20 protein-coding genes are annotated in these 24,754 nt (G+C 67.3%); 15 read left to right on the plus strand and 5 right to left on the minus strand.

The window, feature by feature from the left end; translation table 11 throughout:
• Positions 1-17 precede the first annotated feature (17 nt).
• Positions 18-296, plus strand: coding sequence for a hypothetical protein (locus AOM45_RS33690; protein WP_030470969.1), 279 nt, complete (start codon positions 18-20; stop codon positions 294-296).
• A gap of 10 nt (positions 297-306) precedes the next feature.
• On the opposite strand, the gene AOM45_RS33695 is transcribed toward AOM45_RS33690, so the two are convergent.
• Entirely contained in the window at positions 307-1,215 is a 909-nt protein-coding gene (locus AOM45_RS33695) for a LysR family transcriptional regulator (RefSeq protein WP_059362837.1), read from the minus strand.
• Between the two features lie 206 nt (positions 1,216-1,421).
• Between AOM45_RS33695 and AOM45_RS33700 the strand changes: the two genes are divergently transcribed.
• The 3 genes from AOM45_RS33700 to AOM45_RS33710 are packed head-to-tail and all read left to right on the plus strand — an operon-like array spanning position 1,422 to position 4,640.
• Complete coding sequence (locus AOM45_RS33700) at positions 1,422-2,216, plus strand: 2-amino-3,7-dideoxy-D-threo-hept-6-ulosonate synthase (protein WP_051784276.1); 795 nt, start codon at positions 1,422-1,424, stop codon at positions 2,214-2,216.
• On the plus strand, positions 2,213-3,286 hold the full coding sequence (locus AOM45_RS33705; protein ID WP_030470972.1) for a 3-dehydroquinate synthase II family protein: 1,074 nt from the start codon (positions 2,213-2,215) through the stop codon (positions 3,284-3,286). Before AOM45_RS33700 ends, AOM45_RS33705 begins: the two co-directional genes overlap by 4 nt.
• A 1-nt stretch (position 3,287) precedes the next feature.
• Positions 3,288-4,640: a class I adenylate-forming enzyme family protein gene (locus AOM45_RS33710; protein ID WP_030470973.1), complete on the plus strand. Its 1,353-nt coding sequence runs from the start codon at positions 3,288-3,290 to the stop codon at positions 4,638-4,640.
• A gap of 6 nt (positions 4,641-4,646) precedes the next feature.
• On the opposite strand, the gene AOM45_RS33715 is transcribed toward AOM45_RS33710, so the two are convergent.
• The 3 genes from AOM45_RS33715 to AOM45_RS33725 are packed head-to-tail and all read right to left on the minus strand — an operon-like array spanning position 4,647 to position 9,921.
• Positions 4,647-5,333, minus strand: a complete 687-nt coding sequence (locus AOM45_RS33715) for an HNH endonuclease (protein ID WP_156094174.1) — start codon at positions 5,331-5,333, stop codon at positions 4,647-4,649.
• 44 nt (positions 5,334-5,377) lie between these two features.
• Positions 5,378-6,649, minus strand: coding sequence for an AAA family ATPase (locus tag AOM45_RS33720; protein ID WP_030470975.1), 1,272 nt, complete (start codon positions 6,647-6,649; stop codon positions 5,378-5,380).
• A 53-nt stretch (positions 6,650-6,702) separates the two neighbouring features.
• Positions 6,703-9,921 (minus strand): DEAD/DEAH box helicase, encoded by a 3,219-nt coding sequence (locus AOM45_RS33725; RefSeq protein WP_030470976.1) that lies wholly within the window; start codon positions 9,919-9,921, stop codon positions 6,703-6,705.
• Positions 9,922-9,982: 61 nt separating this feature from the next.
• Here AOM45_RS33725 and AOM45_RS33730 point away from each other — a divergent pair, with 61 nt between their 5' ends.
• The 4 genes from AOM45_RS33730 to AOM45_RS33745 are packed head-to-tail and all read left to right on the plus strand — an operon-like array spanning position 9,983 to position 12,830.
• Complete coding sequence (locus AOM45_RS33730) at positions 9,983-11,221, plus strand: hypothetical protein (protein ID WP_030470977.1); 1,239 nt, start codon at positions 9,983-9,985, stop codon at positions 11,219-11,221.
• Between the two features lie 3 nt (positions 11,222-11,224).
• Entirely contained in the window at positions 11,225-12,148 is a 924-nt protein-coding gene (locus AOM45_RS33735) for a helix-turn-helix domain-containing protein (RefSeq protein WP_156094175.1), read from the plus strand.
• Entirely contained in the window at positions 12,145-12,336 is a 192-nt protein-coding gene (locus AOM45_RS33740; RefSeq protein ID WP_030470979.1) for a DUF397 domain-containing protein, read from the plus strand. The genes AOM45_RS33735 and AOM45_RS33740 overlap by 4 nt, the downstream gene beginning before the upstream one ends.
• Entirely contained in the window at positions 12,333-12,830 is a 498-nt protein-coding gene (locus AOM45_RS33745; RefSeq protein ID WP_030470980.1) for a DUF3558 domain-containing protein, read from the plus strand. The genes AOM45_RS33740 and AOM45_RS33745 overlap by 4 nt, the downstream gene beginning before the upstream one ends.
• On the opposite strand, the gene AOM45_RS33750 is transcribed toward AOM45_RS33745, so the two are convergent.
• Positions 12,827-13,471, minus strand: a complete 645-nt coding sequence (locus tag AOM45_RS33750) for a DUF3159 domain-containing protein (RefSeq protein WP_030470981.1) — start codon at positions 13,469-13,471, stop codon at positions 12,827-12,829. The genes AOM45_RS33745 and AOM45_RS33750 overlap by 4 nt on opposite strands.
• A 126-nt stretch (positions 13,472-13,597) precedes the next feature.
• Between AOM45_RS33750 and AOM45_RS33755 the strand changes: the two genes are divergently transcribed.
• The 7 genes from AOM45_RS33755 to AOM45_RS33785 all read left to right on the plus strand — a co-directional run bounded on the left by AOM45_RS33755 (position 13,598) and on the right by AOM45_RS33785 (position 24,657).
• A complete protein-coding gene (locus AOM45_RS33755) occupies positions 13,598-14,824 on the plus strand; it encodes an ROK family transcriptional regulator (protein WP_051784277.1) in 1,227 nt (408 codons plus the stop codon).
• 16 nt (positions 14,825-14,840) lie between these two features.
• Positions 14,841-16,166 (plus strand): ABC transporter substrate-binding protein, encoded by a 1,326-nt coding sequence (locus tag AOM45_RS33760; RefSeq protein WP_030470983.1) that lies wholly within the window; start codon positions 14,841-14,843, stop codon positions 16,164-16,166.
• A 12-nt stretch (positions 16,167-16,178) separates the two neighbouring features.
• The gene (locus AOM45_RS33765) at positions 16,179-17,153 is read left to right on the plus strand and encodes a carbohydrate ABC transporter permease (RefSeq protein ID WP_030470984.1); all 975 of its coding nucleotides are present in this window, start codon (positions 16,179-16,181) and stop codon (positions 17,151-17,153) included.
• On the plus strand, positions 17,150-18,043 hold the full coding sequence (locus AOM45_RS33770; protein WP_030470985.1) for a carbohydrate ABC transporter permease: 894 nt from the start codon (positions 17,150-17,152) through the stop codon (positions 18,041-18,043). Before AOM45_RS33765 ends, AOM45_RS33770 begins: the two co-directional genes overlap by 4 nt.
• Entirely contained in the window at positions 18,040-19,308 is a 1,269-nt protein-coding gene (locus AOM45_RS33775; protein WP_030470986.1) for a 6-phospho-beta-glucosidase, read from the plus strand. The genes AOM45_RS33770 and AOM45_RS33775 overlap by 4 nt, the downstream gene beginning before the upstream one ends.
• A 5-nt stretch (positions 19,309-19,313) precedes the next feature.
• Positions 19,314-20,327: an N-acetylglucosamine kinase gene (locus AOM45_RS33780; RefSeq protein ID WP_035912281.1), complete on the plus strand. Its 1,014-nt coding sequence runs from the start codon at positions 19,314-19,316 to the stop codon at positions 20,325-20,327.
• Positions 20,328-20,667: 340 nt separating this feature from the next.
• Positions 20,668-24,657 (plus strand): DUF4082 domain-containing protein, encoded by a 3,990-nt coding sequence (locus AOM45_RS33785; protein WP_236703918.1) that lies wholly within the window; start codon positions 20,668-20,670, stop codon positions 24,655-24,657.
• Positions 24,658-24,754 lie beyond the last annotated feature (97 nt).

Genomic DNA, 24,754 nt, shown 5'->3' on the forward strand with positions numbered 1-24,754 from the left:
TGTGTCAGAGTGCGCGGGTGATCCACATCGTCGCGGCTGGTCCCGACCCCTTTTACGTGCTCGGCAGGCTGGTCGGGTTCGCCATCATCCCGATCATCGTGATCGCGGTGATCGTCTCCGCTCGCAACAGCCGGAAGAACCGCGAGCGGCAGCAACAGCAGTACTGGGCCCAGCAGCAGTACTACGCGCAGCAGCAACAGCAGCAGTACGGGCAGCCCCAGCAGTTCCAGCAGCCCTACCCGCCGCCGCAGCAGTACCCGTATCCGCCCCAGCAGCAGTACCCGCCTCAGAACTGACTCGGCTCGGTCACGACGCCAGCAGGCGGCCCGAGTCCGGCGTCCTCTCGTGGTACGCGCGCAGCAGCCCCGCGTGCACGGCCTCCACGTGCTGCGCCGCGTCGGCGTTCCACACCAGCGTGATCCGCCGGTGCAACGGGTTGCCGATGATCGGCTTGAGCAGCACGCCGGGCAGGTCGTGACCGGGGAAGAAGCCCGCCACGGCACCGGTCGACCGCACCAGGTCCGCCGCGACGACCGGGTCGACGCCGAAATGTGCGCAGCGCGGCGTGAAGCCGACGGCCTCGCAGGCCAGGTCCAGGTTGAGCCGTCCGCCGTTCCTCTCGTCGGGAACGACCCACTCCTCGCCGGCCAGCTCGGACAGCAGCACCTCGCTGCGGCCGGACAACCGGTGGCCCAGTGGCACGCCGATCAGCATCCGTTCGGTTGCCACGCGGCGAAAGCCGACTTCGTCCGGGAACCTCAACGGGCTGTGCGGGAACTCCACCACCAGCGCGAGGTCGAGCTCGCCCGTGCGCACCAGTTCGAGGACCGCCTGGCCGCCGTGCTCGACGTGCGTGGTCTGCGGCACGCCCGGCAACGTCTCCCTGACCACCTCGACGAGCAACGCGGTCGGTGAGCCCGCCACGCCTCCCAGCCGGATCCTCGAGTCGCCGCGGTCTGCCAGCTTGTGCGAGGTGACGAGCAGGTCGTCGAACCTGTCGACCAGGTCCTGGGCCCGCACCACGACGTGCCGGCCCAGTTCGGTCAGCTCGACGCCGTCGTTGCGGCGCAGGAACAACGGCCCGCCGAGACTCGCCTCGATCCGCCGCACCTGGGCGGTCAGCCCGGCTTGAGCGATCTTCATCCGGGAGGCGGCCCGGCTGATGCTGCCTGCTTGCGCCACGGTCAGCACCACGTGCAGATGTCTCAGCTCCATTCGCACCGAGGAAGCCTAGGGCAGTGAATGAGCCACAAATACGGCCACGCGGGTGTCACCAGGTGACGCTCCGTGGCGGTTGTAAGCGCGATTGCTCTGTCAGGCCGATAACCCGGGAATTATCGGCACCTCACACCTGCCGCCGGCCGAGTGGTCTGCACCACGCTGCTGGTTGACGTCAAACGACCTCAGGAGGTGTGAGTGCCATGAGGAAAGCGTTGCGGCTGCGACGGCTTTCCCGTCCGCACGACGAGAGGTATCTCTTCGTGCCGTTGGACCACAGCGTGTCGGACGGTCCGGTGGTGCCACAGGACCGGTGGCAGGACCTGATCAGCGCGGTCGTGCGGGGTGGCGCCGATGCCATTATCGTCCACAAAGGACGTGTGCGGACGCTCGACCCCGCCGTGCTCGGCGGATGCGCGTTGATCGTCCACCTGAGCGCCGGCACCGCGCACATGGCGGACATCAACGCCAAGGTGCTCGTCGGCGAGGTCGACGAGGCGCTGCGGCTCGGCGCCGACGCGGTGAGCGTGCACGTCAACATCGGTTCCGACACGGAGTCCCGCCAGCTGTCCGACCTCGGGACGGTCGCGGCCGCGTGCGACTCGTGGAACGTTCCGCTGGTCGCGATGGTCTACGCGCGCGGCCCCAGGGTCAGCGACCCGAAAGATCCCGCACTGGTCGCGCACGTCGTCAACATCGCGGCGGATCTCGGCGCGGACATCGTCAAAACCACCCTGACCCACCCGGCCGAGTCGATGGCAGAGGTGGTCGCGAGCTGCCCGATTCCCGTGGTCGTCGCGGGCGGTCCGGCGTCCGCGAACAGCCTTCCCGGCCAGGCTCGCGCCGCGATGAGCGCGGGCTGCGCCGGTCTGGCCGTGGGACGACGGGTCTTCACCTCGCCGACGCCGATGCAGCTGGTCGCGGAACTGACCTCGATCGTGCACGCCCCCACCGACGAAAGCCTCATCCGCGCACTGACCTGCTTGGAGAACCGGTGAAGTTCGCCTGGATCGACCTCAGAACCGTGCCGGAAGCGCACCGGACCGCCGTGATCGACGCGGCGGTGCACAGCCGGATCAGCGGAGTCGTGTCCGACGACCCCGCGCTGCTCGACGACCTGCCGCCGACGATCACCCGCGTGCTGCTCACCGAGGAGCACGTCGACAGCCCTCACCTGGTCACCGTGGCGGTGCACGACCAGGACCAGCTCGACCGGCTGCCGGCGAGCTCCGCCTTCGTCCAGGTGAGCGACGACCGCACGCTCAAACTGGCCTGCGCCGCGGCGGAACGGCTCGACCACACCGTCGTCGCGTTCACCGACCCGACGAAGATCCCGCTGGAGATCGTCATCGCCGCCGCCGACGGCGCACCCGGCGAGCTCGTCACCGTCGTGGCGGACCTCGTCGAGGCCGCGATCGTCCTGGAGGTGCTGGAACACGGCTCCGACGGCGTGCTGATGGCGCCGAAGGACGCGACCGACGTGTTCAAACTGGCCAGGCTGCTGGAAGTCACGTCCCCGCCGCTGACCCTGACCACGCTCACCGTCGAAGCCCTCACCCACAACGGTCTCGGCGACCGCGTGTGCGTCGACACCGCCTCGCACTTCCAGGAAGACGAAGGCATCCTCGTCGGGTCCTTCTCCTCCGGCTTCGTTCTTTGTTGCAGCGAAACGCATCCGTTGCCGTACATGCCGACACGGCCGTTCCGGGTCAACGCGGGCGCGCTGCACTCCTACATGCTCGGACCGGCGAACCGCACCAACTACCTCTCGGAACTGCGGTCGGGCAGCAAGGTGCTCGCAGTCCGCGCCGACGGCCACACCCGCGAGCTCACGGTCGGCAGGGCCAAGCTCGAGTCACGCCCGATGCTCACCATCACCGCGCGCTCGCCGGAAGGCGTCGAGGTGCACCTGATGGTGCAGGACGACTGGCACGTCCGCGTGCTCGGTCCCGGCGGCGAGGTCCTCAACGTGACCGAGCTGCGGCCCGGCGACGAGCTGCTCGGGTACCTCGCGCCGGAGCAACGGCATGTGGGCCTCCCGATCGGCGAGTTCTGCAAGGAGTCCTGACATGCGTTCGTTCATCAACGACCTGATGCACCGTCACGGTGACGAGGCGCCGATCTTCACGTACGAGAACACGGTGACGCACGGCGATCTGCGCGCCGACGTCGCCGCTCTGGCCGCGCAGTTCGCCGGTGTACGAGAAGGCAGCACGGTCGCGGTCCAGGTGCCACCGAGCTTCAGCCAGTTGGAAGCGGTGCCGGCGTTGTGGAGCCTCGGTGCCCAGGTGATCTCGATCGACCACCGGCTGCGGCCGGCTGAGGTCGACGTGCTGTGCGAGCTGACCCGTCCCGAGTTCTTCCTGCGCCAGAAAGGAAATCCCGCGACCGGCTTCCAGGAGCGGTACGAGCTGGAGATCGAACCGGCGGGCGGCGTCCCCGCACCGACCGCGCACCCGCTCGTCCAGTTCAGCTCCGGCTCTACCGGACGACCGAAGGTGATCGGACGCAGCACCACCTCCCTGATCGACGAGGTGGACCGGTTCGCCAAGTCCGACGGCGTGGTCGCGCCAGGCGAACGGTTGCTGCTGCTCAACTCCCCCGCCCACAGCTTCGGCCTGATCGGCGGCCTGCTGCACTCGCTCGCGGCCGGCGTGCACCTGGTGTTCGCGGAAAGTCCTGCCGCGGAAGCGATTCTGAGCCAGGCACGGACGCACGAGGTCGACTTCATCACCGGCCTGCCGTTCCACTTCGAGCTGCTGGCCTCCTCCCCCGACCGCGACGCGTTGCGCACCGTCCGCGGCGCGTTCGCGGGCGGCGAGCTGATGCCGCAGGAGGTGGCCGACAGGTTCGCCGCCGCCTACGCGTTCCCCGTAGGCGAATGCTTCGGCACCACCGAGACCGGCGCCCTGACCATGGCGGTGAACGGCACGGTCCGCCCGTCGGTCGGCCGGCTGATGCCCGGCGTCACGGCACGCGTGTCCGACGGACTGGTCGAGGTGGCGCTGCCGGAAACGCCCTACCTGTACGAGAACGACGCCTCGCGGTTCTCCGGCGGCTGGTTCCGCACCGGCGACCGCGGTGAGTTCACCGACGACGGCGAGCTCCGGCTGCTCGGCCGCACCGACTCGCTGGTCGTGGTGCGCGGCAACAAGGTCGACCTGACCGAGGTCGAACACGTCCTGCGCGCCCACCCGCTGGTGACCGAAGCCGTGGTCGTCGGTCCCGCAGAAATCCACGCGTACGTGGGCACTTCCAGCGACACGCTCACCGCTCAGGCGCTCTCGGAGTGGTGCGCGGAAAGGCTTGCCGAGTTCAAGCTCCCCGTTCGGATCCACGTCGTGGAAGCGCTGCCGAGGACGTCCAGCGGCAAGCTGATTCGCAACCCGAACGTGCTGGCCGGCACTCGACGCCTGGCTTGACCTGGGTCATCTCAGCAGCGCTGCGCGAAGGTCGTCTCTGCGCAGGAGCGCGAGGAGATCCGGAGCGTCGCTGAACACGAGATCGGCACCGGGACTGAACGCCTGCCGCAACATGGATTGACACACGTCCGCGAACGGCTGGTCCTGCACGGTTTGAACGTGCTTCTGCGTCTCATCCGAGCGGGCGTGTGCATGCGCCCGATCCCACGCGTGCAGAGCGAGCTCGACCACTTTGCGAGCGTGCATGCGCCCATTTGGCAACCCGCGCCTGTTCAGCCCGAGCACGTCAATGGTCGCCTGGCCCTTTGGTGTGAGCGGGCGGTAGACGCCGAGAGACAACGTCAGCAGCAGATGTTCGAACGGGTCCTCGGCTGTCGGATCGATCAGCAGTGGATGGCCGTCCGCGTCGAGAGGGAACTGCTCTCCTTTCTCATGACTGTTGCACGGCGTACAAGCAAGAAGGTGATTGAGCCAGTCGAAGGTGCGCAGTGGGTTTCGAGCGACAGGCTCGAAGTGGTCGACAGTCGCACCTCGGCTCTCGCCGCAGTACATGCACCTCTCAGGCCCTGCAGCCATCTCACCGAGTCGCGCCCGGACGGTCTTGCGGATCGTCAAGTTGCGCCAGGCGGCATGAGCCTTCTCATATCGCTCATCAAGTGGAGTCGAGCGGATCTTTTCAGTCGCCGCACTCATACGAGCGGCCACAGCGGGCGGGAGATCTGCTCGAACAATTCGGATCATGCGTCGCGCAACCGGGCGGCCACCTCGTCCACCCGCGCCGTCAGCGAACTCGTGAGCTTCTCTCTGAGTTCCCTGTACTGCCGAACTTCCTGCTCATCTGCCGTTCCGGCGAGCACTTTGACTTCGAGGTCGACAAGTCGCGTGCGCAGTTGCTCCGCTTGTTCCGAGTACGGCGAGTCGAGGCCGAACAGCTCAGTGAGAACGGCGTCGTCGCCACTGCCGTACACGACCCGCTCGTACAAATCCTGATCCACCACGTGTGGAGGTAGTTGCTCGTCCGGCCCGGGCAGCCGGATCAATCCACCAGGATCTGCGGCCTGGCAGATGTACGGGCTGTGCGTTGTGACGATGAACTGAATGTTGGGAAAGTGCGCCTTCAGCCAGCCACCGATGCGCTGCTGCCAGGAGACGTGAAGATGAGCGTCGACCTCATCGATGATCACCACACCAGGCGCGGTGACCGCGTTGCCTTCAACCTGGAGTTCCCCGTACGCATCATGAATCTGTTTGAGCAGATCCACCACAAGCGCGGTCACGGTCCTGTATCCGTCGCTTGTCTCTCGCAACGGAAACCTGTTACCGCCACAGGTGACCCAAAGCCCGTCCGAGGTGACGTCATCTACTTTGTGATCATCGGGGAGCAGGCCATCGCTCAGCAGGCGCAGCGCGGCTTTCTTCAGATCGTCCGCACCCGGTTCACGTTCAAGTGCCCGTAGATGCTGTTGAATCAACCAGCTGACACCTTCGGCCAGCGAAGCGTCCTCGTTGAACAAGCTTGAAATCTGCGCCGCTCGCCCAGCTGGATTCCGAACCGCTCCAGTAAGCCGACGAAATGGCCCGTATGCAGCACACAACCACCCACTTGGCTGAGTGCTCCACGGGCCTTTGAGCAAGTACCCGCTCGACCCCATGGTGGACAACTGCTCACGGTCCCACGAAAATGTAAAACGGTGAACCGTCTCCGTTATTTCCTTACCCGACTCAATGGAATCAAATTTTACGTCTTGCGTAACCTGAAGATCTGTCGCAGCACTGTCCACCCCGTGAGTCATCCAGTTCTCAAAACCTTGCATGAAGGCAAAGAAAACACGAGGGCCACTGAGCGTGAGAGCGATTGCCTGCAGCAGTGTGGACTTTCCTGAACCATTTCGGCCCGCGATGACGGTCCAGCCTGCATGTGACCCGTCCGGGCGAGTCAGAGTCAGGTCCACCTCGCGGGCGCCGTGGAACCCTTTGATGTTCCGCAGCTTCACCTGCGAGACGTACATGTCCACTCCGGTCGCCGAGCTGCAATAGGTTCCTTGCGTGACTCTAGTCGGCCTCAGGTGAACAGGCCGCGGATGTCGTCGGCGTCGAGGCTCGCGCCGAACACGTTGCCCTCGTCGATGACGTTCGCGAACAGCTCGGCCTTGCGCGCCTTGAGCGCCATGACCTTCTCCTCGATGGTGTCCTTGGCGACGAGGCGGTAGACCATGACGTTGCGGCTTTGTCCGATGCGGTGGGTCCGGTCGACCGCCTGGGCCTCGGTCGCCGGGTTCCACCACGGGTCGAGCAGGAAGCAGTAGTCCGCTTCGGTGAGGTTGAGCCCGAAGCCACCGGCCTTGAGGCTGATGAGGAACACCGGCGCGGTGCCTTCCTTGAACCTCTTCAGCACAGCGGCTCGCCCGCGCGTCTTGCCGTCCAGGTAGCAGTACTCGACTCCGGCCGCGTCGAGAGCGGTCCGCACCCTGTCCAGGAATCCGGTGAACTGGCTGAAGACCAGGGCGCGGTGTCCGCCGTCGATCACGTCGGTCAGCTGTTCGATCAGCGCGTCGATCTTGCTGCACGGCAGGGCGTCGTGCTTCTCGTCGACCAGCCCGGCGTGCAGGCTCAGCTGCCGCAACAGGGTCAGCGACTGCAGGATCGTGAACCTGTTCTTGTTCAGGTCGTCGACAAGTCCCAGCACCTTCTGCCGTTCCCGCTGGAGCTGGGTCTGGTAGAGCTTGCGGTGCTTCGGATGCAGTTCGACCTCCAGCACCTGTTCCTGCTTGGCAGGCAGGTCCGCGGCGACCTGTTCCTTGGTGCGCCGTTTGATCAGCGGCTTGATCCGGCGGCGCAACTGAGCCAGCCGGTCGGTGTCGCCGTGCTTCTCGATCGGCAACGCGTAGTACTCGCGGAACCTGGTCGGGCTCGGGAACAGCCCCGGCGCGGTGATCGACAGCAGCGACCACAGCTCCATGAGGTTGTTCTCCATCGGCGTACCGGTGATCGCGAGTTTGAACGGTGCCGGCAGCAGGCGCGCGCACTGGTGGACCTTCGACTGGTGGTTCTTGGCGAACTGTGCCTCGTCCAGCACGAGACCGGACCACGGCAGCGCCGAGCAGGCGTCGAAGTCGAGCCGGAACAACGCGTACGAGGTGACGACCACGTCCGCGCCCTCGACGACCTCGTCCAGCGTCAGGCCGAGTTTCTTCGTCGTCTCCGAGATCGCCCGGACGTTCAGCTCCGGCGCGAACCGCGCGGACTCGGTAGCCCAGTTCGACACGACGCTGGTGGGTGCGACGATGAGGAACGGCGCGCCGTCCGGAGTGGTTTCCCTGGCCCGGCAGATCAACGCGAGCGTCTGCACGGTCTTGCCGAGGCCCATGTCGTCGGCGAGGATGCCGCCGAGCTGGGCCTCCCAGAGGAACGAAAGCCAGCCGAAACCGTCCGTCTGGTACGGACGAAGCTGTGCATCGAGCATCGTGGGCACTTCGGTGTCGCGCAGTGCGTCCGCCGACAGCAGTCCCTCCACCTGCCGTTGCCACGCCTCAGCCTGGCTCTGCACCACGCCGAGCTCGGCGAGTTCCTCCCAGAGTCCCGCCTGGAACCGGCTGATCCGCAACGAGTCGCCCGACGACGTCTCCTGCAGTGCCCGCGCTTCCTCGATGAGCGCGGCCAACGACCGCAGCTGTGGCTTCTCCAGCGAGAAGTAGGCACCGTCCGGAAGCAGCAGATGCGTCTCTCCCCGGTTCAGCGACAGGAAAACGTCGAGGAACGGGACCGTCCTGCCGTCCGCGCTGATGGTGATCCCGAGATCGAACCAGTCGGTCTCCCCCGGCACCTCACCGGTGGACACACCGATCTCGACGGTGTCGCTGACCTCGCGGTAGGCGAGCTGTTCGCCGCTGTTCTCGACCTCCACCCCCGGCAGGTCCGCCAGCAACGGCAGCACCTCGGTGACGAACCGCATCGTGTCGGTGCCCGCGAGGCGTTTGGGCCCTGGCGACGGCACGTGCTGCTCGACCGACGCGAGCACCGCGCGTTCCGCGGCGGGATCGCGGTAGCCGTCGTCCGGGTCGAGTTCACCCAACGGCGCCCGGAACGAGGAGTCGCCGACCTGGTACTCCCATTCCCAGTCGACGCCCAGGGCGTGGCCCGCCTCGTGCGCCGCGCGCAGAACCAGGGTGGGCCCGGAGATCTCCGGGGGCGTGAAGGCGCCGTCCGACGAGGTCACCGGCGCGAGGTGCCGCAGTCGCGGGTAGAACTCGTCGCGGAACCTGGTGCGCCCGTTCTTCGGAATCTCCAGCCGCTTCTTGTCCAGCACCAACCGTTGCAGCTGGGCGGGTGCGGGTTTGGCCAGCCGCGCGAGCCGAAACTGCCAGCAGCGGCAGTCGTCGTCTGCCTGCACCTGCTCCCGATCGACGTACACCAGCCCGTGCCCGGCGGAGCCGATGAAGCAGAGCGGTTCGATCTCCTGCTCGAACTCGTCGACGGTGAGCACCGGGTCGACCACGTGCTTCGTGCCGCTTCCGGTGACATCCAGGTGCAGCCGTGCGACGGCGGGGCGAGCCACGTCTCCCAGGCCCTTACGCGCATGCACCAGACCGAGCCCGAGCTCGCGGGCCTCGTCGAGCAGCGGCCACAGCTTCTCGGACTCGAACGACAGCAGGTTGAGCGTCTTCTCGGCGTAGTAGCCGTAGCCGGTGCTGCCCGACTGGTACATCGCGTAGAACTCGCGCAGCAGCCGCAGGTGCGACGGCCGGTGGTCACGACCGTAGTAGCCCAGCTGATTCCAGTTGAGGCCGCTGCCGACCCAGCCGCCGTTCTTGCCGGGCCGCACCATCCGTGCGGTCAACGAGTAGCCGGGCCCGGTGCGGGCGTTCGCCTGGGCCAGCGTCAACTCGATCGCCAGCGGCACGCCGGCGTCGACCTCCTGCCCGCCGTCGAGCAGTGCCTCCAGCGACCGGTCCCACGTGACTTTCGACGGCTTCCTGCGTGGCTGCTCGGGCTGCGTGGCCGCGACCACCAACGCGGCCACGTGCTTGCAGTTGAGTCCTACCGGGCAGCTGCACTCACCGTGCGCGAACTGGAAGTAGTCGCGGAAGCGGTCGAAGTACACCGATGTCCGGTAGACATCACCCCGCCCGAGCACCGTCCCGTACAGCGCGGACTCCGCGCCATCCCACCCGAAACGCTGCACACGACCCTGCCGCGCATAGTCGGAACCGCGGTCGAAAGTGGTCCTGCCGACGGCGTACTCGACGTCCCGGACATCGAGCTGGACGGTGGTCACACCCATGCGGGCAAACGTAGCAGCGGGCACCGACAGTCCCGTCGACGCAACGGCGTAGGGTCGCCTGATGGACGACGAGTTCATGCTCCCACCGGATCCCGGCGAACTCGGCTTGCCCGACGAACTGCCACCGATCCGGCTACCGGACCTCGCGGTGCTGGCGTCGCAGGCGCGCACCAGCACCTTCCTCGCCAGGGTGCGCCGTGTGGCAACGTGGCTCGACGGTCGCGAAGTGGTCGTCGAGGACGGCGACCTCAGCACCGCCGACATCGCCGCCGCGGAGAAAGCGCTCGGCGTTTCCGGCAGCGAGTTCGACATGCTGTGGGATCTCGCCAACGATCTCGACTTCATCGAGCTGACCGACGACGAGGCGCGGCCTGCCGACGGGCTCGACGAATGGCCGGACGGCGGCGACGAGGACGTGCTCGCCTTGTGGGACGCAGCGTTCGAGTTCGTGCTCACCGAGTCGGTCTGGTTCGACGGCAACCTCGATCTCGACATCGATGTGAACCTCGGCCCCGTCGGCCCCGCCATGACGTTCGGACTGTTCCTGGCTGACGGAGAAGGCTTGTCCCGCAACGAGTTGAGCGAACTCGTCCAGGGCGCGCTGTCCGAGGAAGCCGACGAGGACCTCGTCAAGGCGGTCGGCGACCCGGTTCCCGCGCTCCTGGAACATCTGCGCGAACTCGGTGCCGTGGAGATCACCACGGACACCGTGAGACTCACCCCGCTCGCGCTGTGGTGCATGCGTGAACGGTATGTCGCGATGGGCGTCGACATCGGCGTGCTGCCGCCGGTCGAACAGATGACCGCAGCCGATCTTCTTGGCGCCGGTGCCTTCCTCAGTGAACAGCAGAGCGCCGACGAGTCCCGAGCCTGGCTCGCGCTGCGTGCTCCTGAGCAGGCAGCGCAGGAACTGGTCTCCGCGGCGGCGCACAGCAACGCCTTCGAGCGGATGTTCGCCGTCCATCTGATCAGGTCCAACGAACTGGGCACCGAGTCGCTGTGGCGGTCGGCGATGAACGTGCCCGAACTGCGGCCTTACGCGAAGACCGAACTGGGCGTTGAGGAGGTGGACCTCACCGACGCGGCGTGGCTGCTCACCGACCTGGTGGCGGCGTCGGGCGAGGTCGAGAACGCGTTCCCGCCGGGAGCACCGGACGAGTTCGTGCGGGACATGTTCGACGCGATGTGGCGCCTTCCGCACCCGGAGGTGTGGGAGGTGCTCACGATGATCGGCGAGGAGCACCCGGACAAGAAGATCGCGAAAGCGGCGCGGAAAGCGGCCTTCAAAGCAAGATCGTGAAACATGGAGCCGCTCCATGGCTCCCACCTTCAGGCAGATTTGGCCGGAAACGATGGAGCGCAAAGCCATATCAGGCCTAGCTTTCCGGACATGCCCAAAAGATCGTCCAGTGTGGTGGGCCGGGAGTTCGGTGCCGGTGTTCGCGCCGTCATCGCGCGCACCGGGCTCACCCATCGCAGGCTCGCCGAGCTGCTCGGCTGGCAGGAAGCCAAGATCTCCGACCTGACGCTCGGCAAGGGAGGTGTGAGCGAGCAGGAAGTGGTACTGCTGCTCGCTTATTGCCAGGCCACTACGGAAGAGCGCGAACACCTGCTGGGGCTGTTCCGGGAGTCCGGCAAGGCCTGGCTTCAGATCCCCGAGGACGGCGTGCCGGACCAGGTGCGCACCTTGATCGACCAGGAACGGGATGCCGAGGAGATCACCGACTGGTCGTTGACTCTTGTGCCTGGCCTCCTGCAGATACCCGAATATGCCTACGTCGTCACCGAGCACTCGACGTTGATCGAGGCCGAGAAGGTGCCGACAGTTGCCGCTGCGAGAGCAGCACGCGCGAACATCCTGCGGCCAGGACGGAAGTTCACCTTCCTCGTCCACGAGCACGCCCTCTGGCTCCAGGTCGGCAGCCTGGAGGTGTGGCGCGAGCAGTTGGCCCACCTGCTCAGGATGTCCGTGCGGAAGTACATCAGCCTGCGGATCGTTCCTCGTTCAGCGGGCATGCACGCGGGGACGGCCGGTGATTTCCGGATGATGAAGTTCCCGAAATACCCAACCGTCGTCTACGTCGAGAGCGTCAACTACTGCTTGTTCTTCGACGACGCCGACACCATCAAGGCCCACGACGACATCCTTGCGGCACTCGCCGCCGTCGCCCTGAGTGAGGAAGAATCGAGGGCGGTGATCGACAACATCTTGGAGGGTCTCCAATGACCGCCTGGCGCAAGAGCAGCTACAGCGGCAGTGGCAACAACTGCGTCGAAGTGGGCCGCAGCGTCGGCATCAGGGACAGCAAGGCACCAGCCACCCACCTCCCCGTGTCCGCGGAGGCGTGGTCGGCGTTCCTGTTTCGTCTGACGACGGAACCGCTGCCCTCCCGTGATCGTCTACGGGAACTGTGAAGCTCAACGCTCTGATCCTGCTGACGACCGCGGCTGTCGTTTCCGGCTGCTCCACCTCGTCCGACCTCGACCTGAGCAAGTTCGTGGACGATCCGTGCCGGCTGTTCACCGGCAACGAACTCAATCCCGCGGACGAGTTCCACGACCCCAAGCTGAAAGACACATCACAGGGCCCGCACTGCTTCTGGGGTCCGAAGGCGATGACGCGGCCGGGTTACAGCGTCACTCTCTCGACGAAGAAGACGTTCGAGGAACTGAAGGAGAAGGCCAGGAAGGGCCAGACGTTCAGGGAGACGACGGTCGCCGGATACCCGGCTTTCGTCAGCAATGTCGGCGATGGCCAGGGAACCTGCGACACCACCGTCGCCGCGTCGGACGGGGCTGCCGTCGAAGTGCAGATCACCACCAACTTCCGGGCAGAACCCGAATACCCGATCGCCTGCGAACTCAGCGAGAAGCTCGCCGGACGGGTCGTCGAGAAGCTGAAGGCCTAAGCCTGCTCCGGCACCTGCGGGTGCCGGAACCCCGGATGCCCGGAAGGCAGCGCACGCCGCAGCAGCCACCCCGACACCAGGATGCAGACGATCTGCAACGGCCACGACAGCAGAGCCCGCACCGTGAGCAGCCAGACGACCTGCGCGTCGAGCCACAACGGCGTGAACACCGCCACCCGCAGCACGTACTGCCCGACCCACGCCCACGACGCGACTGAGTACGCGCGCAAAAGGGCAGGATCGCGCCGCCACCGGGTCTTCTGCCCGAGGAGTGTTCCCACCACCACGCCGAGCAACGGCCAGCGCACCGCGATCGAGCCCGCCCACGCCAGGGCCGAGGCCACGTTGGACAGCAGCTGGATGAGGAAGAAGTCCTCCGCACGGCCGGTGTAGACCGCCACGAGAGCGGCAGCCACCACCAGCAGCACGGACAGCACGACCGCACGGGGTTTCTCTCCGCGTACGAAGCGCACGACGCCGATCACCACTCCGCACAGCACGGCGGCCATGGCGCCCGCGCCGATGGAGTGACCCCAGAGCAGCCAGCCTGCGACGAACGCCAGTGGAGGCAGGGAGGCGTCGAGGGCGCCGCCCCGGCCTCCGAGCAGTGATGCGAGCGACTCCTGACGCACGTCGGTCATGCTTCCAGACTGCCTTAGGTGAACCTAAGTCAGGTAACGGACCCGTATCGGGGATTGACCTCGGTGAACCAGGTCACTACCGTCTGCGGAAATCGTCTGGAAAGTTAACAGACAGGAGCGGACCTAATGCGTGCCGGAAGCCCACGACTGCTGCGGGAGATCAACGACCGCGCAGCCATCGAGGCTTTGCTGCGCAACGGGCCGCTGACCAGGTCGGAGTTGGAGGGCCTGATCGGTCTCTCCAAGCCGGCGACCGCACAGCTGCTCACCCGGCTGGAAACCGCCGACACCGTGGTCCGCAACGGACTGCGCGGCGGTGGACGCGGGCCTCGTGCCCAGCTGTGGTCGGTCAACGGAACCCTTGCGCACATCGCCGCTGTCGACCTCACCCCCGAGACCGTCGACATCGCGATCGCGGACATCTCCGGTGCCGTGCTCACCGAGCACAAGGCCCCGATGCCCGCGAAGCACGGCGTGCTCGAGGCGTTCGTGAGCGCGGTCGGCAAGGCGTGCGGGCAGGCAGGACTGACCGCCGACCAGTTGCTGCACGTCGTGGTGGGCTGTCCCGGAGCGGTGAACCCCGCGAACGGCGAGCTCGCCTACGCACCACATCTGCCCGGCTGGAGCGGCTTCGACGTTCCCGGCCGGTTGCGGGAGCAGCTCGCGACCTCGGTGAGCGTCGAGAACGACGTCAACCTGGTCGCGCTGGAGGAGATGGTCGCGGGACGGGCCACGCAGGTGCGCGACTTCGTCGTCATCTGGCCCGCTGACCTCGTCGGTGCCGCCGTCGTGATCAACGGAGTGCTGCTGAAGGGCGCTACCGGTGGTGCGGGCGAGATCGACGGGCTGATGATCCCCGACCGCGCGGCCGCCGACACCGACACGGACCGCTCCGGCGGCACGTTCGGTGAGCTGCTCAGCAGCGCGTCGATCTGCAAGCTCGCCAAGGCTCACGGACTCGCTGCGCGCAACGGCCACGGTGCCGTGCGCAAGGCGCTGGCCGCAGGCCCGGCGGGCAGGGAGTTCATGGTCGATCTCGCCAGGCGCATCGCCACGGGTGTGGCCAGCGTCGTCGCGGTGCTCGACCCGGAACTCATCCTCCTGTCCGGCGACATCGCCCAGGCAGGCGGAACCACGCTCAACGACCTCGTTGCCGCGGAACTGCGGCAACTGGTGGTGCCGAGAACGCCTCTCCAACTGGCCCTGGTGACCGGGAAGCCGGTGCGCAGCGGCGCACTGCACTCGGCCCTGGCCGTCGCACGCGAGCAGGTGTTCGGCCTGCCGGCTGCCACCACGGCTCCATTCCGCGGCGCTGGGACTTCGGTCTCAGCGGTCGCCGGGTCCCCACGTTGATCGAGAAGGAGTGCACATGCGCAAGCACACCCGTGCTGCCTTGCTCTGTGTCGCCGCAGCGCTGACCCTCACCGCATGTGCGGCGGGCAAGGGTGGCGGCGCCAATTCCGACGCCGCCGCTGCTCCTGGCAAGGACGACAAGCTCACCCTCACGGTCTGGAGCAACTACTCCGACCGCGAGTTGGAAGAGGTCACGAAGGCCCTCAAGACGTTCAACAAGAAGTTCCCGAACATCGAGATCAAGCACGAGGGCTCGCAGGACGACGACAAGATCACCGCGGGTATCCGGTCGGGCAACACGCCCGACGTCGCGCTGTCGTTCACCACCGACAACATCGGGCAGTTCTGCTCTTCCGGCGCGTTCCAGCCGCTGAAGGCCTACATCGAGCGGGACAAGGTCGATCTCAACCAGATCTCCCCCGCCGTGCGCGAGTACACCGAGTACAAGGGCAACCGCTGTGCGATGCCCATGCTCACCGACGTCTACGCGATGTACTACAACACCGGCATGTTCAGCGAGGCCGGCATCTCGGCCCCGCCGAAGTCGCTCGACGAGCTGTTCGAGGCCGCGAAGAAGCTGACCAAGAAAGCGCCGAACGGCGACATCGAGGTCGCGGGTTACCTGCCCACCATGGGTTTCTACGCCAACCGCCCGACCATCCTGGCTCCGTCGTTCGGCGCCGAGTGGGAGAAGGACGGCAAGTCGGCGCTCGCGTCCTCGCCCGGCTTCACCGAGATGATGACGTTCCAGAAGAAGCTCGTGGACTTCTACGGCTACGAGGCGCTGGAGCGCTTCCGCGCCGGGCTCGGCCAGGAGTACTCGGCCGACCACGCGTTCCACCAGGGCAAGGTCGCGATCATGATGGACGGCGAGTACCGCACCGCCTTCCTCAAGGCCCAGGCGCCGCAGATCAAGTTCGGCACGGCTCCGTTCCCGACCTGGAAGCCCGCCGACTACGGCACGGCGTTCACCACCGGCACGATCATGGGCATTCCCAAGGGCGCCAAGAACCCCGGCGCCGCGTGGGAGCTGATCAAGCACCTGTCGTTCGACACCGACACGATCGTCGACCTGTCCAACGCCATCAAGAACGTGCCGAGCACCAAGGCCGCGATGGAAAGCCCGAAGCTGGAAGTCGACGAGCAGTTCAAGACGTTCATCGACCTGGCCAAGAGCGACAAGCTCAAGGGCAACCCGGTCACCCCGATCGGTGACGCGCACATCAAGGCCGTCACGGACTTCGCGGTGTCGTACACCTCCGGCAAGGTCCCGGACCTCGCAGCCGGTCTCAAGGAAGTCGACAAGAACATCGACGACCAGATCGCCAAGAGCGGCAAGTAGGGAATCCCCGAGATGACCGCCACGCTCGGCGCCCGTCCCGCCCCCGGCAGGGGGCGGGCACGTGCCCGCCACCGTCTCGCCGTGCTCGGGTTCATGGCCCCGGCAATCATCGGCTTCGTCCTGTTCTTCGGCTACCCGCTGGTCGCCACGGTCGTCTTCTCGTTCACGAAGTACGACCTGATCAACGCGCCGGAGTTCAACGGCCTCGACAACTACACGTTCATGTTCAAGGATCCCTTGCTCATCAAGGCGATCACGAACACGCTGTGGTTCGTCGTGGTGCTCACGATCGCGCGAACGGTCTTCGCGCTGGGCGTGGCATCGGTCATCGCTCGTCTGAAGTCGGGCGTCGGGTTGATCCGCACGCTCTGCTACCTCCCGTCGCTGGCGCCGCCGGTGGCCGCGACCCTCGTGTTCTTCATGGTGTTGCGCCCCAACGGCGGCCCGGTGGACAGCATCCTCGGCTGGTTCGGCGTCGACTCGCCGCTGTGGTTCTCCGACCCGGCGTGGGCCAAGCCCGGCATCACCGCGATCATGCTGTGGATCTCCGGCGACCTGATGATCATCATCCTGGCCGCGATCCTCGACGTGCCGCAGGAGCAGTACGAGGCCGCCGAGCTCGACGGCGCCGGTCCGATCCGGCGCTGGTGGCACGTCACGTTGCCGACGATCTCCCCGGTGCTGCTCTTCGGCATCGTGAACTCGGTGATCCTCGCGTTGCAGCTGTTCACGCAGGCGGTCGTCGCGGGGTCGGCCGGCTCGGGAGCAGCGGACGCGACGGGATCGACCAAATATCTCGGATATCCGGACAACTCGACGCTGACGTTCCCGGTTTACCTGTACACGCAAGGCTTCCGCTACTTCGACATGGGCTACGCGGCCGCGATGGCCACGGTCCTGTTCATCATCTCGTTCGCCGTGACCATCGTGCTGGTCCAGCGGATGCGCAAGAACTCCAGCGCCGAGGAAGGGGGTCCGGGAGCATGACCGCCACGCTGGCCAAACCACCGGCCGACATCGCCTGGGAACCGGAACAGCCGCGCCGCAAGCGCAACGTCGGCGGGTTCCTCAACTGGGTCGCCACGCACGCCCTCGGCCTCGCGCTCGGCCTGATGTTCGCCACGCCCGTCGTGTTCGTCTTCCTCACCGCCGTGATGTCGGACGACCAGGCGTTCACCGCGGACCTGTGGCCGCGCGAGTGGCACTGGGAGAACTTCGTCGAGGTCTTCGACAAGGCCCCGCTCTTCCAGTACCTGGTCAACAGCCTCACGTACTCGCTGCTCGCCACCGCGGGCATGCTGATCTCGTCGATCCCCGCCGCCTACGCGTTGGCGAAACTGCAGTGGCGCGGCCGGAACGTGGCGTTCATCCTCGTCATCGGCGCGATGATGCTGCCGCCCCAGGTCGTGGCCGTGCCGCTGTACGACACGTGGTCGTCACTGGGCCTGACGGGCACGCTGTGGCCGTTGATCGTGCCGTACTTCCTGTTCGACGCGTTCAGCATCTTCCTCCTGCGCCAGTTCATGCTCACGATTCCGCAGTCCTACGTGGACGCTGCGCGCGTCGACGGCTGCTCGGAGTTCCAGGCGCTGGTGCGGATCATCGTGCCGATGGCCAAGCCGGGCATCGCGGCCACCGCGCTGTTCTGCTTCCTCTTCACCTGGAACGACTACTTCGGGCCGTTGCTCTACACGGGCGAGGTGAAGGACCAGTGGACGTTGTCGCTGGCGCTGGCGACGTTCAAGGGCATGCACATCGTCCAGTGGAACTCTTCGATGGCGGTGACGTTCCTGACGATGATCCCGGCCGTCGTCCTCTTCGTCTTCGCCCAGAAGTCGTTCGTAAAGGGAATCACGTTCACAGGAGTCAAGGGATGAAACTCACCGTCGTCGGTGGCGGGTCCACCTACACGCCGGAGCTGATCGACGGCATCGCCGGCCGTCGCACCAGCCTGGCGGTGGACGAGATCGTCCTGGTCGACCCGGACGAGCACCGCCTCTCTCTCGTCGGTCCGTTCAGCCAGCGCCTGCTCCAGCACGCGGGCCACCCGGCGAAGGTGCGCACCACCACGTCGCTCGAAGACGGTGTCGAGGGCGCGTCCGCGGTGCTGCTGCAGTTGCGCGTGGGTGGTCAGAAGGCCCGCGCTTCGGACGAGACGTTCCCGCTGACCTGCGGGTGCGTCGGCCAGGAGACCACCGGCGCGGGAGGCCTCGCGAAGGCTCTGCGGACCGTGCCGGTGGTCCTGGACATCGCCGCGAAGGTTCGGAAGCTCGCCGGTCCGGACACGTGGATCGTGAACTTCACGAACCCGGTCGGCATCGTGACGCGGGCGTTGCTCCAGGCGGGCCACAAGGCGATCGGCCTGTGCAACGTGGCGATCACGTTCCAGCGCTGGACATCTGGCCTGCTCGGCGTCGATCCGTCCACTGTGGAGCTGGAGCACGTCGGCCTGAACCACCTGACGTGGGAACGCGGCGTCTACGTCGACGGCGTGAACCGGCTGCCGGAGCTGCTCTCGCAGCACCTCGAGGGCCTGGCCAAGCACGTCGGCATCGACGCGTCGCTGATCCAGCGCCTGAACATGGTGCCGTCGTACTACCTGAACTACTTCTACAACCACGATGCCGTCGTGCAGAAGCAGCTGAACGAGCCGCCGCGCGCCGAGGTCGTCGCGGCGGTCGAGAAGGAGCTGCTCGACATCTACGGCGACCTGTCGGTCGTGACGAAGCCCGAACAGCTCTCGCAGCGCGGTGGTGCGTACTACTCGGAGGCGGCCGTGCAGCTCGTGCACGCGCTGACCGGTGGCGCCGGTGCCGAGAAGCACGTGGTGAACGTGCAGAACAACGGCTCGCTGCCGTTCCTGCCCGACGACGCCGTGATCGAGGTTTCATCCACTGTGGACTCCAAGGGCGGTGTCGCACTGCCGGTGCGCCCGGTGGAGCCGACCATCTCCGGGCTGATCTCGCACGTCACCGCGTACGAGTACCTGGCGCTGGAAGCCGCGATCCACGGTGGTCGCGACCGAGTGGCGAACGCACTGCTCGCCCACCCGCTGATCGGCCAGCACGCCATCGCGGACCAGCTGGCCGACGAGCTGATCGCGCAGAACCGCGATCTGCTGCCGTGGGTGAAGGGAGCCTGACAACAATGACGGACCGGGTCCTCGCCATCGACGGCGGGAACAGCAAGACCGCGGTGCTCCTGGTCGACGCGGACGGCAAGGTGCTCGCGCAGGTGCGCGGGCCCGGTGCCCCGCCGCAGACCGTGGGCATGAAGCGCGGGCTCGACGTGTTCGAGGCACTGGCACGCGAGGCCGCAGCGCAGGCGGGGCTGTCCCCCGACGAGCCGATCGCCTCGCACACGGCCGCTTTCCTCGCGGGGGCCGACCTGCCCCGCGAGGAGGAGGACCTGACGCGGGCGATCATCGAGCGGAACTGGTCCACGACGACGTTCGTCGGCAACGACACGTTCGCGTTGCTGCGCGCCGGAACGACCTCCGGCGTGGGTGTGGCCGTGGTGTGCGGCGCCGGCATCAACGCCGTCGGTGTGGCCCACGACGGCCGCACGCACCGCTTTCCCGCTCTGGGCGCCATCTCCGGCGACTGGGGCGGCGGCGGCCAGCTCGGCAACGATGCCCTGTGGCACGCGGTGCGCGCCGAGGACGGCCGCGGCCAGCCGACCGAGCTGCTGGGTGCCCTGCTGGAGCACTACGGCGAGACGTCCATCTCCAAGGTGGTCGAGAAGATCCACTTCGAGGAGATCGCGCTCGACCCGCACGCCCTCTGCCCGCTGGTCTTCGACGTCGCCGCCCGCGGTGATGCCGTTGCCCTGGCCCAGATCGACCGTCTGGTCGAGGAGATCGTGCTGCTTTCGACGGTCTCGTTGCGCAAGCTCGACCTGATGGACGAGCCGGTGGACGTGGTCCTCGGCGGCGGCGTGCTGACCAACACTGGCGAGGTCGTGGTGGGACCGGTCCGCGAGAAGGTGCTGGCAGCCGCACCGCTCGCCCAGGTCCGCGTGGTCGACGTGCCTCCCGTGGTGGGTGCCGCGCTGGCCGGACTCGACTTCATCGGAGCCACGCCGGGCGCAGAGCTGAGGCTGCGTTCGGCCTACGACGACCACCTGCCGGCCGCCGCCCTCGACGTGGCGGCCAGCGGGTGAGGTGAAAGCCCCGTCTCAGGGGGTAGATCGGCGGCGGCGCCCCCTGAGACGGTCCCAACCCCACTGCTCGGGGGCAGATCGGCGGCGGCGTCCCCGGGCAGTGGTCCCAACCCCTTTCCGAGGGGGAGCTGATCGGCGGCGGCGCTCTCCCTCGGAAAGGGTCCCACCGGCCCCCGCAGCGACCTCACGCGCCGAGGTCGCTGCGGGGGTTTCCCGTTTGACGAACGAGCTTCCGCGGATAACGTTCGGGTAATGCCCTGCCTCCGGTGTGAGCCGCGGGTCGCCGTGCTTCGTAGACCGGAGCATGGGTGAGAGCGTGAGCACTACTAAGGTCCGTAGTGTGTTGAGACGGTTGTCCCGCGCGATGTTGTCCTTCGCGGTCGGTGCGGGTGTGGTCCTTCCGTTCGTTCTCACCCCCGCACCCGCCGCGGCCGACGCGGCTCCGTGCGACGCACCGGTGACCAACGCGGTCCTGTGCGAGAACACCAAACCCGGTACGCCCGGCTGGCTGGTGCCCTCGCGGGACAACTCGATCGTCGGCTTCACCACCGACATCAGCACCACACCGGGCGGTCGCGTCGACTTCAAGGTGCTGACCTCCGCGCCGGCGTACACGATCGACATCTACCGGATGGGCTGGTACGGCGGCCTCGGTGCGCGGCGGGTCGGCCAGGTCGGCCGCGACACGCCCCAGACCCAGCCGTCCTGTCTGCGGGACACGCCGACCGCGCTCATCGACTGCGGCAACTGGGCGATCTCGGTGAGCTGGGACGTGCCGTCCGACGCGGTGTCCGGCATCTACTACGCCCGTGTCCGGCGCACCGACACCGGCGCCCAGAACGAGATCGTGTTCGTCGTGCGGGACGACGCCTCCCGGTCCAAGATCCTCTTCCAGACCGCCGACGCGACGTGGGTGGCCTACAACCGTTACGGCGGCAACAGCCTGTACTTCGGTGACGGTCCCGGCCAGGGCGGTTCGGCGTACAAGGTGAGCTACAACCGCCCGATCACCGGCGGTGGCGGCGAGGAGAACTTCGTCTTCAACGCCGAGTACCCCATGCTGCGCTTCCTGGAGGCGAACGGGTACGACGTGAGCTACACGACCGACGCCGACACGGCGCGCCGCGGCCAGCTCATCAAGAACCACCGGGTGTTCATGCCGGTCGGGCACCCCGAGTACTGGTCGAACGAACAGCGCGCCAACATCGAGGCCGCCCGTGACGCCGGGGTGCACATGGCGTTCCTCACCGGCAACGAGTTCTTCTGGAAGACCCGCTGGGAACCCAGCACCGACTCCTCGCGGACCGACTGGCGCACGGTCGCCTGCTTCAAGGAGACCAAGGGCACCCAAAGCGACGGGCTGAGCGACTGGACCGGCACGTGGCGCGACCCGCGGTACAGCCCGCCGCAGGACGGTGGCCGACCCGAGAACGCCTTGCTGGGCAACCTCTTCACCGTCAACGGTCGCCGCGACGACGCGCTGCAGGTGCCGGCCGCGTACGGGAAGATGCGGCTCTGGCGGCACACCGACCTGCAGTCGCTGGCGTCCGGTGCCACGTACTCCTTCAAGCCCGGCACGCTGGGCTACGAGTGGAACAGCGTGGAGGACAACGGTTTCCAGCCCGCGGGCGTCGCGCAGCTCTCGCGCACGACGGTCGACATGCAGGGCTACTTCGTGCTGAAGAACCACGGCGACGAGTACGGCTCCGGAACCAAGACGCACGCGATCACCTACTACCGGCACTCCAGCGGATCGCTCGTGTTCGCCGCCGGGACGGTGCAGTGGGCGTGGGGCGTCGACGACGAGCACGCGTACCGCACCACCACGCCGACGTCCGACGTCCGGATGAAGCAGGCCACCGTCAACTTCCTGGCGGACATGGGTGTTCTCCCCGGCTCGCTGCAACCGGGCCTGACCGCGGCGACCCCGAGCGCCGACACCGCGCCGCCCGGCGTGTCGATGACGTCGGTGCCGGGACAGTCGACCGTCGGCCAGCCGTACACGTTCTCCGGCACGGTGACCGACGCCGCCGGCCAGGTCGCGGGGGTCGAGGTGTCCACCGACGGCGGGACCCGCTGGCACCCGGCGACGTGGCAGGCCGGGCAGACGACGTGGAGCTACACCTACACGCCCGCGCAGTCGGGCCAGGCGCGTCTGCGGGTCCGCGCCGTCGACGACTCGGCCAACCTCTCCGCACCGATCGGCGCGGATCCCGGCGTGGCCTCTCGGGTGTGCCCGTGCGGTGTCTTCAGCTCCACCGACACACCCGCGGTCGCCTCGGCGGCCGACAACTCCGCGCTGGAACTCGGCATGAAGTTCCGCGCCACCACGTCCGGCTACGTGCGGGGAGTGCGGTTCCACAAAGGCGACGGCAACACCGGGACGCACACGGGTTCGCTCTGGTCGAGCAGCGGGGAGCAGCTGGCCACCGGCACGTTCACCGGCGAGACGGCGAACGGCTGGCAGACGATGCTGTTCGCGGCCCCCGTGGCGGTGCGGGCGAACACCACCTACGTCGTCTCGTACTTCACCCCGGCCGGGCGGTTCTCCTACGACTCCGAGTACTTCTTCCGCAGGAACAAGGTGCTGGAACCGCTGACCGGCCTGGCGTCCGATGTGGACGGACCGAACGGCGTCTTCCGCTACGGCACCGGCTTCCCGAACAACTCGTTCAACCAGACCAACTACTGGGTCGACGTGGTTTGGGCGCCGGATCCCGGCTCGGACACCCGCGCACCGGTCAGAACGACCAGCTCACCGCTCCCGGACGCCGGTTCGGTCGCACTGACCACGACCGTCTCGGGCACGTTCGACGAGGCGGTGACACCGAACTCCGTGCAGTTCACCGTCACCGGCCCGAACGGCGCGGTGTCCGGCACGACCTCGTTGTCCGCAGACGCGCACACGGTCACGTTCACACCGACGGCTCCGTTGGCCGCGGCGACGACCTACACCGCGTCGGTGCGAGCCGCGGACGCCGCCGGCAACCTGTCCGCGGCGAGCACCTGGAAGTTCACCACCGGTTCGCCGCGCCCGGCGGCGTGCCCGTGCACGATCTGGGACGACTTCACCACACCGGCCGTCGCGGACTCCGGTGACACCAACCAGGTCGAGGTCGGCACGAAGGTCCGCTTCGACGCCAGGGGCCAGGTCCACGGCGTCCGGTTCTACAAGGGCGCGGGCAACACCGGCACCCACACCGGAACCCTGTGGTCCTCGACCGGCCAGCAGCTCGCGACCGGCACGTTCACCGCGGAGACCTCGTCCGGCTGGCAGAAGCTGCTGTTCGCCTCACCGGTCACGGTGCAGCCGAACACCACCTACGTCGTGTCGTACTACGCCCCGAACGGCAGGTACTCGGTCAGCTCCGGCTACTTCAACGGCCAGGGCGCGGGCTACAAGTCGTTGTACGCCTTGCCGAACGGCACGGACGGAGGCAACGGCGTCTACCGCTACGGCGGCGGCTTCCCTGCTTCGTCGTACAACGCCACGAACTACTGGGTCGACGTCATCTACCGCAGCGCCACCGACGGGGACGGCGAAGCCCCGCCACCGCCGCCGACGCTGACGAACCGCTCACCGGGCGCCGACGCGACCAACACGAGCCTGGCGGCGCCGCTGACGGCGACGTTCAGCGGGCCGGTCTCCGCCGACTCCGCCCAGATCTGGCTGACCGACCCCAGAGGCGACCGGCTGACCGGCACGGTGTCGCTGTCGGCCGACCGGAGAACCGTGACCTGGCAACCGGCCGGTCCGCTCGCACCGGGCACGCGCTACCAGGCGCACCTGGACCTGGGCGTCGCGAGCGGCGACCCACCGCTCGACTGGGCCTTCACCACCACGGCGACGCCGGCCTGCCCGTGCTCCTTGTTCAGCACGGCGACCGTGCCCGCCAAGACGTCCGCGGACGACGGCAACGCCTACGAGCTCGGCATCCGGTTCTCGCCGACGCGTTCCGGCCAGATCACCGGCGTGCGGTTCTACAAGGGCGCGGGCAACACCGGCACCCACACGGGGTCGCTGTGGAACTCCTCCGGCCAGCGTCTCGCGACCGGCACGTTCACCGGCGAGACCGCCACGGGCTGGCAGACGTTGACTTTCGCCCAGCCGGTGACCGTCAACCCGGGCCAGACCTACACCGCGTCCTACACGACCACAACGGGCCACTACGCCGTGAACGTCGGGTATTTCGCAGCCGGTCCGGTCAGCTCACCGGTGCTGATCGCGCCGTCCGAGCAGAACGGCGTGTTCGCCTACGGGTCCGGCTTCCCCGCGAACACCTACGCGAACGCCAACTACTGGGTGGACGTCGTCTTCGAACCGAGCTAGCGCCGACTTGGTGACGTGCGTCACGAGACCGCGTTGTCACAGGGCTCGTGGGGCCGGCGTCTTCATGGTCGTCAGAAGGCGAGAAGAACGGAAGAGA

It is taken from the genome of Lentzea aerocolonigenes (assembly GCF_000974445.1).
In the GTDB taxonomy this organism is placed as follows: domain Bacteria; phylum Actinomycetota; class Actinomycetes; order Mycobacteriales; family Pseudonocardiaceae; genus Lentzea; species Lentzea aerocolonigenes.